This is a genomic window from Azospirillum sp. A23, assembly GCF_042938965.1.
Lineage (GTDB): Bacteria > Pseudomonadota > Alphaproteobacteria > Azospirillales > Azospirillaceae > Azospirillum > Azospirillum melinis.
Genome location: NZ_CP170664.1, coordinates 546,987 through 561,843 on the forward strand (window position 1 = coordinate 546,987; position 14,857 = coordinate 561,843).

Annotated in this window: 13 protein-coding genes and 1 riboswitch; of the genes, 8 read left to right on the plus strand and 5 right to left on the minus strand. The window is 69.4% G+C overall.

Annotation, left to right across the window (positions count from 1 at the left end; translation table 11 throughout):
• Positions 1-269 precede the first annotated feature (269 nt).
• From ABNQ40_RS07915 to ABNQ40_RS07935, 5 genes are all read right to left on the minus strand, one after another.
• Positions 270-1,238, minus strand: coding sequence for a branched-chain amino acid ABC transporter permease (locus tag ABNQ40_RS07915; RefSeq protein ID WP_391346020.1), 969 nt, complete (start codon positions 1,236-1,238; stop codon positions 270-272).
• A 3-nt stretch (positions 1,239-1,241) separates the two neighbouring features.
• Complete coding sequence (locus ABNQ40_RS07920) at positions 1,242-2,129, minus strand: branched-chain amino acid ABC transporter permease (RefSeq protein WP_376965767.1); 888 nt, start codon at positions 2,127-2,129, stop codon at positions 1,242-1,244.
• 146 nt (positions 2,130-2,275) lie between these two features.
• Positions 2,276-3,484 (minus strand): ABC transporter substrate-binding protein, encoded by a 1,209-nt coding sequence (locus ABNQ40_RS07925; protein ID WP_109047764.1) that lies wholly within the window; start codon positions 3,482-3,484, stop codon positions 2,276-2,278.
• A 152-nt stretch (positions 3,485-3,636) separates the two neighbouring features.
• Entirely contained in the window at positions 3,637-4,359 is a 723-nt protein-coding gene (locus ABNQ40_RS07930; RefSeq protein ID WP_391346025.1) for an ABC transporter ATP-binding protein, read from the minus strand.
• Positions 4,352-5,128 (minus strand): ABC transporter ATP-binding protein, encoded by a 777-nt coding sequence (locus ABNQ40_RS07935; protein ID WP_377811920.1) that lies wholly within the window; start codon positions 5,126-5,128, stop codon positions 4,352-4,354. Before ABNQ40_RS07935 ends, ABNQ40_RS07930 begins: the two co-directional genes overlap by 8 nt.
• Positions 5,129-5,459: 331 nt before the next feature.
• A riboswitch (cobalamin riboswitch) is annotated at positions 5,460-5,691 on the plus strand.
• A gap of 44 nt (positions 5,692-5,735) precedes the next feature.
• Between ABNQ40_RS07935 and ABNQ40_RS07940 the strand changes: the two genes are divergently transcribed.
• The 8 genes from ABNQ40_RS07940 to cobJ all read left to right on the plus strand — a co-directional run bounded on the left by ABNQ40_RS07940 (position 5,736) and on the right by cobJ (position 14,778).
• The gene (locus ABNQ40_RS07940; protein ID WP_109491003.1) at positions 5,736-5,924 is read left to right on the plus strand and encodes a CbtB domain-containing protein; all 189 of its coding nucleotides are present in this window, start codon (positions 5,736-5,738) and stop codon (positions 5,922-5,924) included.
• A 10-nt stretch (positions 5,925-5,934) separates the two neighbouring features.
• Complete coding sequence (locus tag ABNQ40_RS07945; protein WP_109050399.1) at positions 5,935-6,714, plus strand: CbtA family protein; 780 nt, start codon at positions 5,935-5,937, stop codon at positions 6,712-6,714.
• Positions 6,715-6,728: 14 nt separating this feature from the next.
• A complete protein-coding gene (gene cobW / locus ABNQ40_RS07950) occupies positions 6,729-7,790 on the plus strand; it encodes a cobalamin biosynthesis protein CobW (protein ID WP_109050398.1) in 1,062 nt (353 codons plus the stop codon).
• 99 nt (positions 7,791-7,889) lie between these two features.
• On the plus strand, positions 7,890-11,294 hold the full coding sequence (cobN, locus tag ABNQ40_RS07955; protein ID WP_109050397.1) for a cobaltochelatase subunit CobN: 3,405 nt from the start codon (positions 7,890-7,892) through the stop codon (positions 11,292-11,294).
• On the plus strand, positions 11,291-12,631 hold the full coding sequence (gene cobG / locus ABNQ40_RS07960) for a precorrin-3B synthase (RefSeq protein WP_109050396.1): 1,341 nt from the start codon (positions 11,291-11,293) through the stop codon (positions 12,629-12,631). Before cobN ends, cobG begins: the two co-directional genes overlap by 4 nt.
• The gene (locus ABNQ40_RS07965) at positions 12,624-13,262 is read left to right on the plus strand and encodes a precorrin-8X methylmutase (RefSeq protein ID WP_109050395.1); all 639 of its coding nucleotides are present in this window, start codon (positions 12,624-12,626) and stop codon (positions 13,260-13,262) included. The genes cobG and ABNQ40_RS07965 overlap by 8 nt, the downstream gene beginning before the upstream one ends.
• Entirely contained in the window at positions 13,259-14,008 is a 750-nt protein-coding gene (locus ABNQ40_RS07970; protein ID WP_109050394.1) for a precorrin-2 C(20)-methyltransferase, read from the plus strand. The genes ABNQ40_RS07965 and ABNQ40_RS07970 overlap by 4 nt, the downstream gene beginning before the upstream one ends.
• The gene (cobJ, locus tag ABNQ40_RS07975) at positions 14,005-14,778 is read left to right on the plus strand and encodes a precorrin-3B C(17)-methyltransferase (protein WP_109050393.1); all 774 of its coding nucleotides are present in this window, start codon (positions 14,005-14,007) and stop codon (positions 14,776-14,778) included. The genes ABNQ40_RS07970 and cobJ overlap by 4 nt, the downstream gene beginning before the upstream one ends.
• The last annotated feature ends 79 nt before the right edge of the window (positions 14,779-14,857 follow it).

Below are 14,857 nucleotides of genomic sequence, written 5' to 3' on the forward strand. Positions count from 1 at the left end.
CGGGTGCGCGCGGTCATCCGCACCCGTTCATCAGACCAGACCTTTACGGAACGGCTCGCAGGCGCGCTTTTTAAAAAGGCAACCCGGACCTGTTCTCTACATCCTCCGCCATACCCCTTCGTGATTTCCGGATTTTCAACCCACGCGGGTGAGGGGCGGGTGAGGGGATGAGGAAAAAGAGGGGGACCTTTCGGTCCCCCCTGGGGGAGTTCTGTCGGGAGTTCTGCCGGAAGTCGTGTCGGAAGTACCGCGGAAACGGCCGGCGGGGGTCAGTGCCCCCGCTTCGGCAGGCGGGCCAACAGCTCGCCGACGATGCCGCGGCGGAAGACCAGCACGCAGACGACGAAGATGCAGCCGATCACCACCGGCACCGGCAGGCTGGTGGAGGCGAGATAGCTTTCCAGCGTCACCACCAGCCCGGCACCCACCACCGGCCCGAACAAAGTGCCCATGCCGCCCAAGAGCGTCATCAGCACCACCTCGCCCGACATCTGCCACGTCACGTCGGTCAGGCTGGCGAGCTGGAACACCAAAGCCTTGGTGCCGCCGGCAAGACCGGCAAGCGAGGCCGACAGCACGAAGGCGACCAGCTTGTAGCGGTCGGTGCGGTAGCCGAGTGAGACGGCGCGCGGCTCGTTCTCGCGGATCGCCTTCAGCACCTGCCCGAAGGGCGAATGCACAGTGCGCCAGATCAGGGCGAAGCCGGCGACGAAGATCGCCAGCACCGTGTAGTACATGGTCAGCGGCTGGCTGAGGTCGAACAGCCCGAACAGGGTGCCGCGCGGCACGCCCTGGATGCCGTCCTCGCCGTGGGTGAAGGGCAGCTGCAACGCCAGGAAGAACACCATCTGGCTCAGCGCCAGCGTGATCATGGCGAAATAGATGCCCTGGCGGCGGATGGCGATCAGGCCGAAGACCAGCCCCATCAGCCCGGCGACCGCGGTGGCGGCGATCAGCCCGAACTCCGGCGCCCAGCCCCAGACCTTCACCGTGTGGGCGGCGATGTAGGCCGCCCCGCCGAAGAAGGCGGCATGGCCGAAGCTCAAGAGGCCGGCGAAGCCGATCAGCAGGTTGAAGGCGCAGGCGAACAGCGCGAAGCACAGCACCTTCATCAGGAAGACGGGGTAGAGCACGAAGGGTGCGGCGACCGCGGCCAGCAGCAGGGCGGCGGCGATCAGGGCCGTGCCGGTGGCCGGTCCGCGCAAGGCAACGGGGGTGGAATTGCTGGCGACGCTCATGGATCAGCGCTCCCGTCCGAAGAGGCCCGCGGGCTTGATGAGAAGAACGATCGCCATCACGACGAACACGACGATGTTGGAGGCCTCCGGGTAGAAGACCTTGGTCAGCCCCTCCAGCAGCCCCAGCCCCAGCCCGGTGACGATGGCGCCCAGGATCGAGCCCATGCCGCCGATCACCACCACCGCGAAGACGATGATGATCAGGTTGGTGCCCATCAGCGGCGACACCTGATAGATCGGGGCCGCCAGCACGCCGGCCAGCCCGGCCAGCGCCACACCGAAGCCGTAGGTCAGCGACACCATCACCGGCACGTTGATGCCGAAGGCCTGCACCAGCGTCGGGTTCTCCGTCGCCGCCCGCAGATAGGCGCCAAGCTTCGTCCGCTCAATGGCGAACCAGGTGCCGAAACAGACGGTGAGGGAGGCGACGACGACCCAGGCGCGGTAGTTGGGCAGGAACATGAAGCCCAGATTCTGCCCGCCCTTCAGCGCGTCCGGGATCGGATAGGGCTGGCCCGACACACCGTACTGGTGGCGGAACGCCCCCTCCAGGATCAGCGCCAGACCGAAGGTCAGCAGCAGGCCATAGAGGTGGTCGAGCTTGTAGAGCCGCGACAGCATCGACTTTTCCAGCGCGATGCCGAGCAGCCCGACCACCAGCGGCGCCACGATAAGCGCCCCCCAGTATCCGATCCCGGCATAGGTCAGCAGCAGCCACGCCACGAAGGCCCCGACCATGTAGAGCGCGCCATGGGCGAAGTTGATGACGTTCAACATGCCGAAGATCACCGCCAGCCCGAGGCTGAGCAGCGCATAGAAGGAACCATTGATCAGTCCGAGCAGAAGCTGCCCGAACAACACTTGGGGCGGAACACCCAGCAGGCTGAACATCTCCGCGTCTCTCCCGGTTCGTGGTTGTTGTTTTTTGGGTTGTTGTTTTTTGTTTTGGATTGGGTGGCCGTCGATTGCCATCCTCCGGCCCCACCCCATGGGCGGGCGGGACCGGACGACCGCTTAACGCCCTACTTCACCGCCCCTCACTTCACCAGCGGGCAGCCGCTCTGCTTGGGATCCATGAAGGCGGTGTCGGCTGGGATGGTCTTGACGATCTTGTAATAGTCCCAGGCCCCCTTCGATTCGGCCGGGGTCTTCACCTGGGCCAGATACATGTCGTGGAACATGCGGCCGTTGGCGGCGATCCTGCCTTTCTTGGCGAACATGTCCTCGACCGGCAGCTCGCGCATCTTGGCGGATACCTTGTCGGCGTCGTCGGTCTTCGCCGCTTCGACCGCCTTCAGGTAGTGCTTGACCGCCGAATAGACGCCGGCCTGCACCATGGTCGGCTTCTTGCCGGCCTTGGCCTCGAACCTCGATGACCACTCGCGGGTCTGGTCGTCCAGATCCCAATAGAAGCCTTCGGTGAACATCAGCCCCTGCGCCGATTGCAGGCCCAGCGCATGCACGTCGGAGATGAACATCAGCAGGCCGGCCAGGCTCTGGCCCGACTGGGTGATGCCGAACTCCGCGGCCTGCTTGACCGCGTTGACGGTGTCGCCGCCGGCATTCGCCAGACCGATGACGTCGGCGCCCGAGCCTTGCGCCTGCAACAGGAAGGACGAGAAGTCCGACGTGCCGAGCGGATGGCGCACCGAGCCGGAGATGGTGCCGCCGAGCGACTTCACCATCTTGGTGGTCTCCTCCTCCAGCGACTGGCCGAAAGCATAGTCGGCGGTCACGAAGAACCACTTCTTCTTGCCCTGCTCATAGAGCGCGCGGCCGGTGCCGGCGGCCATGGCGTAGTTGTCGTAGGTCCACTGGAAGCCGTAGGGACTGCACTGCGCACCGCTCAGCGCGGTGGCGCCCGGACCGGACATCAGGAAGATGCGCTTCTTGTCCTTGGTGATGCCCTGCACCGCCAGGGCGGCGGCGGAGTTCGGCACGTCGGCGATGACGTCGACGCCGCCGGTGTCGACCCACTCGCGCGCCTTCGAGGCGGCGATGTCGGCCTTGTTCTGGTGGTCGGCGACAATGATCTCGACGGGCGCGCCGGCGACCTTGTTGCCGAACTCCTCCGCCGCCATCCGCGCGGCGATGGCGGAGCCTTCGCCGGCCAGATCGGCGTAGATGCCGGAACGGTCGTTCAGCACGCCGATGCGGATGACGTTGTCCGACACCTGGGCGGAAGCCGGAACGACAGTCCCGGCGAGCGTCAGCAGGGCGGTGCCGGCGAGAAGAAGCGTGCGCATCGGAAGGTCTCTCCCTCTTGGTTTTTGTTGTCGGCCGGGTCCCGTCGTGGGTCCCTCTGCCGTGATCGGGCACGGATCCGGCGCTTCGCCGCCCCGGCCCTGGAAGAGGGGTGGAGCGGCGTCGGTGCCGGCGATGTCGGGGGCTGGAGCGCCTACACGCCGAGATAGGTGTGCAGCTTGTCCATGTTGGCGTGGAGCTGGTCGTTGGGGATCATGTCCACCACATGGCCTTCCTCCATCACGTAATGGCGGTCGGCGATGGTGGCGGCGAAGCGGAAATTCTGCTCCACCAGCACGATGGTGAAGCCGCGTGCCTTGAGCGCTCGCACCGCCACGCCGATCTGCTCGATGATGACCGGGGCCAGCCCCTCGGTCGGCTCGTCCAGCAGGATCAGGGTGGCGCCGGTGCGCAGGATGCGGGCGATGGCCAGCATCTGCTGCTCGCCGCCCGACAGGCGCGTGCCCTGCGTCGAGCCGCGGCCCTTCAGGTTGGGGAACAGGTCGTGGATCTGCGGGACCGTCATCCCGCCCTCCTTGACCACCGGCGGCAGCGTCAGGTTCTCGTCCACGCTGAGCGAGGAGAAGATGCCGCGTTCCTCCGGCACATAGCCGATGCCGAGCCGCGGGATTTTGTGCTGTGCCATGCCGATCAGCTCGGTGCCCTGGAAGCGGATCGAGCCGGTGCGCTTGCCCATGATGCCCATGATGGCGCGCATGGTCGAGGTCTTGCCGGCGCCGTTGCGGCCCAGCAGCGTCACTACCTCGCCCTGCCTCACCTCCAGGCTGACGCCGTGCAGCACATGGCTCTCGCCATAGAAGCCGTGCAGGTCGGCGATCTCCAGCATCGCAGTCTTGGTCATCGCGCCGTCAGGCATGTCCGGTCCCCCCCGTGCCCATATAAGCTTCCATCACCTGCGGGTTTTTGGAGACGACCTCGTACGGCCCCTCCGCCAGGATCTCGCCGCGGCGGAGCACGGTGATGGTGTCCGACAGGTGGGCGACGACCGACAGATTGTGCTCCACCATCAGCACGGTGCGGTCGGCGGCGACGCGCTTGATCAGCGCCGCCGTGCCCTCGATGTCCTCATGGCCCATGCCGGCCAGCGGCTCGTCGAGCAGCATCACCTCCGGGTCGAGCGCCAGCGTGGTGGCGATCTCCAGCGCGCGCTTGCGGCCATAGGGCAGCTCGGCGGCGGTGTGGCCGGCCCAGGGGGTGAGGTTGACCGCCTCGATCAGCTCCAAAGCCCGGTCGTGCAGGTCGTGGAGCGACGATTCGGACTTCCAGAAATGGAAGCTGGTGCCGAGCGGCCGTTGCAGCGCGACGCGGACATTCTCCAGCACGCTCAGATGCGGGAAGACGGCCGAGATCTGGAAGGAGCGGACCAGCCCCATCAGCGCGATGTCGGCCGGCTTGGTGCGGGTGATGTCGCGGCCCTTGTAGAGGATCTGGCCGCGGGTGGGTGTCAGGAACTTGGTCAGCAGGTTGAACACCGTGCTCTTGCCGGCGCCGTTCGGGCCGATCAGCGCGTGGATGGTGCCGCGGCGAACCTGAAGGTTCACCTCCTTCACCGCCACGAACCCCTTGAACTCCTTCGTCAGGTTGCGCGCTTCCAGAATGATGTCGTCGTTCGGTGCGGCGTTCATCGGTCGCGAATTCTCCTCCCGTTCGTCCTTATGTCCCGGGCATATGCCCGGCGGCCGCCGTGCGGCGGGACGTTTCACCGATTGTTGTACGCACGAAGCATGCCACATGCGGGTTCGCTTCGGCCGGGCCGCCGGCCCCATTGTTTCTCCGCGGGTTTCTCCCAGGCGTTCGCTGCCCCGCCCGTCCTGCCCTCCCCCTCCTTAGCGTCGGAAAGTGTCGGATCCCTGGACACTCTGTCTGCAAAACATGACAGCATCCAAAGTGTCGGCACGCAAGATCGTCCGTGTGGCAGACGCCTTATTGCGGGCTTGCCAAACGGGCGCGGCACTGCGATGGTGACCGTCCGACGGTGCCCTGCCCGTCCTGACGGGCGGCGGGGATAATAGGGAATGCGGTGCGGAGCTTTTCGGGATCCCCGGAAGCGCCAATGCCGCGGCTGCCCCCGCAACTGTAAGCGGCGAGCATCCCGTCCATCATGCCACTGGCCCTCCGCGGCCGGGAAGGCGGACGGCGATGCGACGACCCGCGAGCCAGGAAACCTGCCGGCGGACTTGACCGACCTTTTCCAACCCCGCCGGGTGTGGCGGGAGAACAAGGATGCCTTCGATGACCGCCCGCTTGATTAACACTGCCGCCGGTTCCGCGACCCGCAGCGCCGCCCAGACCGCGGTCGCCGCCTTCGCCGCGATCCTGCTGGGCAGCTTCCTGCTGTACGGCGTCGGCTTCGCCCAGCCGCAGCAGATCCACGACGCGGCGCACGACGCCCGTCACTCCTTCGCGTTCCCCTGCCACTAAGCAGCGGGTCATGGATCTGATCCGGCGGCTGTTCACAGCCGCTCTGGTCGCGGGCGTGCTCTCCGGCACGGCCGCTTCCGTCGTTCAGCAGGCGACGACCGTCCCGCTGATCCTCGAAGCCGAGAAATACGAGGTGGTGACTCCGCCTCCCGCAACCGCCGCGCCTACGACTACCGCTCCGGCCGCCAGCCACGCGGAAGGCCACCAGCATGGCCCCGTGCGCGAGGTCGGCGAAGGCGTGCCGGTCACGCTGGACGAGGCGATGCAGCGCATCGGCCTGACCATCGCCGCCAACCTGATCGCCGGCGTCGCCTATGCCTTGCTGCTGGCGGCCGCGATCCTGCTGGCCGGCCGGCCGGTCGATGCCCGCCGTGGGCTGGTCTGGGGCATGGGCGGCTTCGTCGCCGTCTCGCTGGCCCCGTCCTTCGGCTTGGCGCCGGAACTGCCGGGCATGGCCGGGGCGGAGCTGGAGCTGCGTCAGCTCTGGTGGCTGTCCGCCGCGGCCGGTGCCGGCGTCGGCATCGCCGCCCTCGCCTTCGCCCGCAACCGTCTGGTCATCGCCGTCGCCATTCTGGCTGCAGCGCTGCCCCATCTGATCGGCGCCCCCCATCCGGAAAGCGCCGAGGGTGCCGTTCCTGCGGAACTGGCCGCCCGCTTCGTCACCGCCTCGCTCGGGTCCGCCGCCCTGTTCTGGGCGATCCTGGGCTCCGTCTGCGGCTGGCTGATGAGCGGCGTGGTCGAACCGGCCGAATCGCGTCCGGCCCTGCGGGTCCAGCCCGGCGCGCGTTAAGGAGGCTCCATCCCATGTCCGCTCTTGCAAAAACGGCCGCCGGCAAGGTTCCGGCGACCATCATCACCGGCTTCCTCGGCGCCGGCAAGACCACGCTGATCCGCGGCCTGCTTGAAAAGGCCGACGGCCGCCGGCTGGCGCTGATCATCAACGAGTTCGGCGATGTCGGCATCGACGGCGACATCCTGCGCGCCTGCGGCAGCCCGACCTGCACCGAAGACGACGTGATCGAACTGGCGAACGGCTGCCTGTGCTGCACCGTCGCCGACGACTTCGTCCCGGCCATCGAGAAGCTGCTGGCCCGCCCGGAGCCGCCCGAGCATATCGTGATCGAGACCAGTGGCCTCGCCCTGCCCAAGCCACTGGTCCAGGCTTTCAATTGGCCGGCGATCAAGACCCGGGTCACGGTCGACGGCGTCATCGCCGTGGTGGACGCCGCCGCCGCCGCGGAGGGCCGCTTCGCCCCCGATCCCGCAGCGCTGGAGGCACAGCGCGACGCCGCCGGCACCGTCGATCACGAGACACCGATCGAGGAAGTGTTCGAGGACCAGCTGCTCTGCGCCGACCTGATCGTCGTCAACAAGACCGATCTGCTGGCCGACGGCGACCTCGCCCGTGTCGAGGAACTGATCCGCGGCGCCCTCGCCCACACGGTCGGCCGCGACGCCAAGCTGGTCCGCGCCTCCCAGGGTGCGGTCGATCCGCTGGTTCTGCTCGGTGTCGGTGCGGCGGTGGAAGACGATCTCGCCAACCGTCCCAGCCACCATGACGACGAAGAGGGCCACGACCACGACGACTTCACCAGCTTCGTGGTGGAACTGCCGGCGCAGCCCGACCCGGCCGCCCTGGCGATGACGCTGGAGAAGGTCGCCGGCCTGCATGGCGTTCTGCGCCTGAAGGGCTTCATCGACGTGCCCGGCAAGCCGATGCGCCTGCTGGTCCAGGGTGTCGGCACCCGCATCCAGACCCACTATGACCGGCTGTGGAAGCCGGGCGAGGAGCGCCGCAGCCGGCTGGTGGTGATCGGCGAGACCGGGCTGGACCGCGATGCGGTGACGCGGGCGGTTGTCGGGTAAGAGTTTCGGGTAAGAGTTAGGGTATTGCGGCGTCCGCCCCCTCCTTGACCTTCACCGTTTTCGAGGGGGGAGGGGGCAAACGCCCCTGGACATCGAACCATGCACCTGCTTGCCGCCCGCCAGGACGAACTGGACGCCGGCCCCCAGGCGGAAGATCTGGGGCAGACGCCGGCCGACCTCGTCATGCTGTCCTTTTCCGACAGCGACCTGACCGCGCTCGCCGCCGCATGGCGGGCGGGCAATGGGCGTTTGCCAGGACAGCTGCCCAGCCTGCGCCTCGCCAACCTCAACCGGCTCGGCCATCCGCTGTCGGTCGATCTCTACGCCGACACCGTCGTCGCCAAGGCCAAGCTGGTCGTCCTGCGCCTGCTCGGCGGCAGCGGTTACTGGCGCTATGGACTCGACCGGCTGTCCGCCCTCTGCCGCGACCGCGGCATCCCGCTCGCCGTCCTTTCCGGAGAGGCGCAGCCCGACCCGAACCTGACCGCCTACGGCACCGTTCCGCCGGATGCCGCCGACCGGCTGTGGCGCTATTTCACCGAGGGCGGTCCGGCCAACATCGGCCATCTGCTGGCCTGCGCCGCGACGCTGGCCGGCACGCCGCTGTCCTATGAGGACCCGGCTCCCGTCCCGCGCTTCGGCGCTTACGACGGCTGGACCGGCCCCGCCGCTGCCGACTCGCCGGTCGCGGCGGTGGTGTTCTACCGCTCCCACCTGCTGGCCGGCGACCTCGCCCCGGTCCATGCCCTGTGCGACGCACTGGCCGCGCGTGGCCTCGCCCCCCGGCCGCTGTTCGTCGCCAGCCTGAAGGAGCCGGACTGCGCCGCCTGGATGCGCGCCAGCCTGATCGCGCAGAACGCCACCGTCGTCGTCAACACCACCGCCTTCTCGGCGGCGCGCGAGGACGGTTCGCCGTTGGAGGCCAATGGCAGCCCGGTTCTGCAAGCCATCCTCGCCACCACGCCGGAAGCCGGCTGGCAGGCATCCTCGCGCGGGCTGGCGCCGTCCGACCTCGCGATGAATGTCGTGCTGCCGGAGATGGACGGCCGCATCATCGCCCGCGCCATCGCCTTCAAGACGGCGGGGGAGCCCGACCCCGACCTGCAATTCTCCGCCCCGGCCCTGCGCCCGATCCCCGACCGCGTCGCCTTCACCGCCGACCTCGCGGCGAGCTGGGTCCGCCTGTCCCGCACCCCGCGGGCGGAGCGGCGGGTCGCGCTGGTGCTGTCCGACTATCCCGGCCCCGGCGGCGGCATCGGCCATGCCGTCGGACTCGACAGCCCGGCCAGCACCGTGGCGATGCTCCAGCGCCTGTCCGCCGAGGGCTACAGCCTGTCCGCCGTTCCGGACAGTGGCGCCGATCTGATGGCAGCCCTCACCGGCGCCCCCACCCCGATACTGCCGCTCGCCGACTATCTGCGCTTGGCCCCGCCGAGCTTGCGCGCCCGCATCGCCGAGACCTGGGGCGAGCCCGCTGCCGACCCGGCCTGCCGCGACGGTGCCTTCGCCTTCCGCACCCTGCCCTGCGGCAATGCCCTTGTGGCGGTGCAGCCCAGCCGCGGCCACGGGCCTCTGACCACCGCCCAGCACCATGATCCCGACACCCCGCCCAGCCACGGCTATCTTGCCTTCCACCTGTGGCTTCGCCATGCCGTCGGCATCCATGCGCTGGTGCAGATCGGCGCCCACGGCACGCTGGAATGGCTGCCCGGCAAGGCGGTCGCGTTGTCGGCGGAATGCTGGCCGGAAATCGTCGGCGGCGCCCTGCCGACTCTCTATCCCTTCATCGTCAACAACCCCGGCGAGGGGGTGCAGGCCCGCCGCCGGCTGGGGGCCGTGCTGATCGGCCATCTGACCCCGCCGCCGGTGGAGGCCGGTCTCCACGGCGATCTCGCTTCGCTGGAAACCGCCATCGACGAATATTCGCAGGCGACCGGGCTCGACCCGCGCCGGCTGGGCATGCTGCGCGAGACGATCCTCGACCTCGCCTGGAAATCCGGCGTCGCCGCCGACTGCAATTTGCGGCCCGACGACGATCCCGACGCCATCCTGTCGCGGCTGGACGCCCATCTCTGCGACATCAAGGAGATGCAGATCCGCGACGGCCTGCATGTCTTCGGCCACAGCCCGGACGGCGAGCGCCGCGACCGGCTGACCGCCGCTGTGGCCCGCTCCGCCGATCCGGCGACGGTTGCCACGGCAGTCGATGCCTGCGGCGAGGCGGAGATGCGGGCGCTGCTCGACGGGCTGGACGGCCGCTTTGTCCGCCCCGGTCCCGGCGGGTCGCCGGCGCGCGGCCGGGCCGACACGCTGCCGACCGGCCGCAACCTCTATGCGCTCGACCCGCGCGGCGTGCCGACGCCGACCGCCTGGACTCTCGGCTGGCAGGCGGCGGATGCGCTGATCACCCGCTATCTCCAAGACCATGGCGACTGGCCGCGCCGGCTGGTGGTGGACTGCTGGGGCACCCCCGCCATGCGCACCGGCGGCGACGAGCTGGCCCAGGCGCTGGCCCTGCTCGGCGTTCGCCCGATCTGGGAGAACGGCTCCGGCCGCGTCACCGGCTACGAGATCATGCCAGCCGGCGTGCTGGGCCGTCCGCGGGTGGATGTGACGCTGCGCATCTCCGGCCTGTTCCGCGACGTCTTCCCGCAGCAGATCGCCCTATTTGACCAAGCGGTGCGCGCCGTTGCCGGGCTGGACGAGCCCGACGACACCAACCCGCTGGCCGCCACCGCGCGGGCCGAGGAACAGCGCCTCGCCGCTTCGGGCACCGAGGCGGCGGACGCCCGCCGCTGGGCCACCGCCCGCATCTTCGGCGCCGCCCCCGGCATCTACGGCACGGCGCTGTCCGGCATGATCGTGCGCGGCGACTGGACCGCGCGGGCCGATTTCGGCGCCGCCTATCTGGAGGGCGGCTGCCACGCCTATGGCGCCGGGCTGGAGGGGGTTCCGCTGCCGGCCCTGTTCCGCCGCCGGGTTGGCGGTGCCGACGCCCTGGTCCACCATCAGGACCAGCGCGAACACGACGTGCTGTCCACCGACGGTTTCATGCAGTTCGAGGGCGGCTTCGCCGCGGCTGCCGCGCTGGAGGACTCCGAACCGGCGCTTTACCATCTCGACAGCGCCGATCCCGACAAGCTCGCCATCCGCACCCTGGCGGAGGAGATCGCCCGCACCCTGCGCGGCCGGGCGGCCAACCCGCGCTGGATCCAGGGCATGATGCGCCACGGCTATCGCGGGGCGGCGGAACTGGCGGCAAGCGTCGACACCCTGTTCGCCTTCGCCGCCACCACCGACGCCGTACGTCCCGCCCATTTCGACCAGCTGTTCGACGCGTACGTCGAGGATGCAGAGGTGTGGGACTTCCTGTCGCAGGACAACCCTGCCGCCGCCCGGCACATTCTGGCGCGCATGAGCGAGGCGCTCGACCGCGGCCTGTGGCATCCCCGCCGCAACTCCACCGCGGAGGATCTGCGGCGCCTGCGGGAGATCGCCGCATGACGAGCCCTGTCGCCACCCAGCCGCGGCGCCGCGGCGCCTGCCCCGGCGTGCTGGCGCCGATGCAGGTCGGCGACGGCCTCCTGCTGCGTGTCCGCGTTCCGGCCGGCGTGCTGCCTGCCGATCACGCACGCCGTATCGCGGAGCTGGGAAGTCGTTACGGCAACGGCCTGATCGACCTCAGCCAGCGCGGCAACCTGCAACTGCGCGGCATCGCTGCCGACGGGCTCGAGCCGGTGACCGAAGCTCTGCGCGGCATGGAGTACGTCTCCGTCGATGCGGCGAGCGAGGCGGTGCGCAACGTGCTGTGCTCCCCCACCGCGGGGCTGGACCGCACCGCGCCGATGGACGTACAGGGGGTGGCGCGTACGCTGGATGCGCGGCTGGCGGTGGATACGGCTCTGCATCGCCTGCCGCCAAAGTTCGGCTGGCTGGTCTGCGGCGGCGGAATCGGTCATCTGGCGGACAGCAGCACGGACGTACGCTTCGACGCGGTGGATGGCGAACGGTTCCGGGTGTCCTTGGGCGGGACGCTGGCGACGGCGGCAGCTCTGGGGCTTTGCCGGGCGGAGGACGTTGCGGATGTGGCGTCGGCGCTGGGGCGGGCCTTTTTGGAGTTGCGCACCGAGTTGCCGGAGCCGCCACGCCGCATGGCGGGGTTGGTCGCGGCGATTGAAATTGAAGAGATAGGAGCGCGCCTCTCCCGCCTGATTTCTCCTCTCCCCCCCGGGGAGAGGATCAAGGTGAGGGGGACGCACCTCATGGATGTCTTCGGCGATGCCGAACCCCCTCATCCTAACCTTCTCCCCAGGGGGGAGAAGGAATCCCGCGTTGGGGAGGCGCCATCCTTCCTCACCACCGCCTTCCCCTTCGGCCGCCTCACCACGGCCACCCTCGCCGCCCTCGCCTCCGCCTGCGCCGAGATCCGCATCACCCCTTGGCGCGCCCTCATCCTCGTCGCTCCCTCCAAGGACGCCGAGGCCGTCGCCCACACCCACGGCGCCATCCTGTCCCACAGCGACCGTCGGCTGAAGCTGACCGCCTGCAGCGGCGCCGGCGGCTGCGATGTCGGCACCACCGACACCCATGCGACGGCGCTCGCCATCGCCGAGCGCGCAGGCCCCTTGCTGGACCCGGTGCGAATGGTGCATGTGTCGGGCTGCGCCAAGGGCTGCGCCCATCCCGCCATCGCCGATGTCACCCTGACCGCCCGCGACGGGGTGTATGACGTCGCCCTGAACGCAAAACCCGGTGACGCTTCCCCGTACACCGGCCTGTCCCCCGCCGACGCCGTGGCCCGCGTCGCGGATCTGTTGACCGAGGAGTCCACCGGTGCCTGAGCCGCTCTACGACTATATCCGCGACGGAGCGGCCATCTACCGCCAGTCCTTCGCCACCATCCGGGCGGAGGCCGACCTGACCGCCATTCCCGACGAGCTGAAGCCGGTGGCGGTGCGCGTCATCCACGCCTGCGGCATGGTCGATGCCGCCCAGGATCTGCTGTTCTCCTCAGATGTCGGCAGCGCCGCCCGCACGGCCCTGCGCGCCGGCGCGCCCATCCTTTGCGACAGCGAAATGGTCGCCCATGGCGTGACCCGCGCCCGCCTGCCGGCCGGCAACGCCGTGGTCTGCACGCTCCGCGACGCCGCCGTGCCCGATCTGGCCAAGTCCATCGGCAACACCCGCTCAGCAGCGGCGCTCGACCTGTGGGCCGACCGGCTCGGCGGCTCGGTGGTCGCCATCGGCAACGCGCCGACCGCCCTGTTCTACCTGCTGGAGATGCTGGCGGCCGGCGCGCCGAAGCCGGCGGCGATCCTCGGCTTCCCCGTCGGCTTCGTCGGGGCGATGGAGAGCAAGGAGGCACTGGCGGAAAACCCCTTCGGCGTGCCTTATCTGGCGATCCGCGGCCGGCGCGGCGGCAGCGCCATGGCCGCCGCCGCCGTCAACGCGCTGGCGAGCGACGTCGAATGAGCGGCGATATTTCCAATCCTCCCAACCTGGGCACCCTGTTCGGCGTCGGCGTCGGCCCCGGCGATCCGGAGCTGATGACCTTGAAGGCGGTGCGCACCATCGGCACCTGCCCGGTCGTCGCCTATTTCTGCAAGCGCGGCACCCGTGGGCAAGCCCGCCGCATCGCCGATCAGGCGATCAGGCCCGACCAGATCGAGCTGCCGATGGTCTATCCGGTAACGGTGGAACTGCCGCCGACCCACCCGGACTATGGCCGCCAGATCGAAGCCTTCTTCGACGAGTCCGCAGACCGCATCGCGGAGCATCTCGCCGCCGGCCGTTCGGTCGCCGCCCTCAACGAGGGGGACCCCTTCTTCTACGGCTCCTTCATGCACCTGTTCCTGCGTCTGTCCAGCCGCTTCAAAGCGGAGGTCATTCCCGGCGTCACCAGCATGGTGTGCAGCGCCTCGCTGCTGCCGCGCCCGCTGATGCTGCGCGACGACGTGCTGTCGGTGATCCCCGGCACGCTGGACGAGGCGGCGCTGGTCCGCGCGTTGACCGCCGCCGATGCCTGCGTGGTGATGAAGCTGGGCCAGAACCTGCCCAAGGTCCGCCGCGCCATCGCCGCCGCCGGGCTGGCCGAACGGGCCTGGTATGTCGAGCGCGCCAGCATGGACGAGCAACGCTTCATGCCCTTCCTGGAGGCGCCGGACGTCGCCCCCTACTTCTCGCAGATCGTCATTCCGGGCGAGGGCAAGCGCGGATGAGCGGCCCCGAGAGCAATGGCTGGTTGAAAGTGGTGGGATTGGGTCCCGGCCCCGAGGACTGGCTGACGCCGGAAGCCCGGCGCGATCTGGCCGAGGCGACCGATCTCGTCGGCTATTTCCCCTATGTCGAGCGCGTGCCGCCAAGCGATCAGGTGCGCCACGCCTCCGACAACCGGGTGGAGTTGGACCGCGCACGTTTTGCCTTGGATCTGGCGGCGCAGGGCCGGCGGGTGGCGGTGGTGTCGGGCGGCGATCCCGGCATCTTCGCCATGGCCGCCGCCATCTTCGAGGCGCTGGACGATCCGGACGCGCCCGAAGCGTGGCATGCGGTGCCGCTGTCGGTCGATCCCGGCGTTTCCGCCATGCAGGCCGCCGCCGCGCGGGCCGGCGCGCCGCTCGGCCATGATTTCTGCGCCATCTCGTTGTCCGACAATCTGAAGCCGTGGGAGGTGGTGCTGCGGCGCCTGCGTCTGGCGGCGGAGGCGGATTTCGTCATCGCGCTCTACAACCCGATTTCGAAGGCCCGGCCCTGGCAGCTGGGCGCCGCCTTCGACGCCCTGCGCGACATCCGCGCGCCCGAGACGCCCATCGTGCTGGGCCGCGCCGTCGGCCGTCCCGACGAGGAACTGACGGTGACGACGCTGGGCGAGGTGCGGGCAGAGCAGGCCGACATGCGCACACTGGTCATCATCGGCGGCTCGCACACGCGGTTCGTGGCGCGGCCGGACGGTGGGCGCTGGGTCTACACCCCCCGGCATTACCGGGGGTGAGGATGGGTGTGACGACCAACCCGCAACGAGTAACCCTCTTCCCCCCGGGGAGAGGGCTGGGTGAGGGGGATGCGCGGCG

Excerpts from the sequence above, each read along its gene's own strand:
- cobW (WP_109050398.1), top strand. The coding sequence starts at position 6,729 with ATGTCCGCTCTTGCAAAAACGGCCGCCGGCAAGGTTCCGGCGACCATC.
- ABNQ40_RS07920 (WP_376965767.1), bottom strand. The coding sequence starts at position 2,129 with ATGTTCAGCCTGCTGGGTGTTCCGCCCCAAGTGTTGTTCGGGCAGCTT.
- cobN (WP_109050397.1), top strand. The coding sequence starts at position 7,890 with ATGCACCTGCTTGCCGCCCGCCAGGACGAACTGGACGCCGGCCCCCAG.
- cobJ (WP_109050393.1), top strand. The coding sequence starts at position 14,005 with ATGAGCGGCCCCGAGAGCAATGGCTGGTTGAAAGTGGTGGGATTGGGT.
- ABNQ40_RS07915 (WP_391346020.1), bottom strand. The coding sequence starts at position 1,238 with ATGAGCGTCGCCAGCAATTCCACCCCCGTTGCCTTGCGCGGACCGGCC.
- ABNQ40_RS07930 (WP_391346025.1), bottom strand. The coding sequence starts at position 4,359 with ATGCCTGACGGCGCGATGACCAAGACTGCGATGCTGGAGATCGCCGAC.
- ABNQ40_RS07970 (WP_109050394.1), top strand. The coding sequence starts at position 13,259 with ATGAGCGGCGATATTTCCAATCCTCCCAACCTGGGCACCCTGTTCGGC.
- ABNQ40_RS07935 (WP_377811920.1), bottom strand. The coding sequence starts at position 5,128 with ATGAACGCCGCACCGAACGACGACATCATTCTGGAAGCGCGCAACCTG.
- cobG (WP_109050396.1), top strand. The coding sequence starts at position 11,291 with ATGACGAGCCCTGTCGCCACCCAGCCGCGGCGCCGCGGCGCCTGCCCC.
- ABNQ40_RS07940 (WP_109491003.1), top strand. The coding sequence starts at position 5,736 with ATGACCGCCCGCTTGATTAACACTGCCGCCGGTTCCGCGACCCGCAGC.
- ABNQ40_RS07945 (WP_109050399.1), top strand. The coding sequence starts at position 5,935 with ATGGATCTGATCCGGCGGCTGTTCACAGCCGCTCTGGTCGCGGGCGTG.
- ABNQ40_RS07925 (WP_109047764.1), bottom strand. The coding sequence starts at position 3,484 with ATGCGCACGCTTCTTCTCGCCGGCACCGCCCTGCTGACGCTCGCCGGG.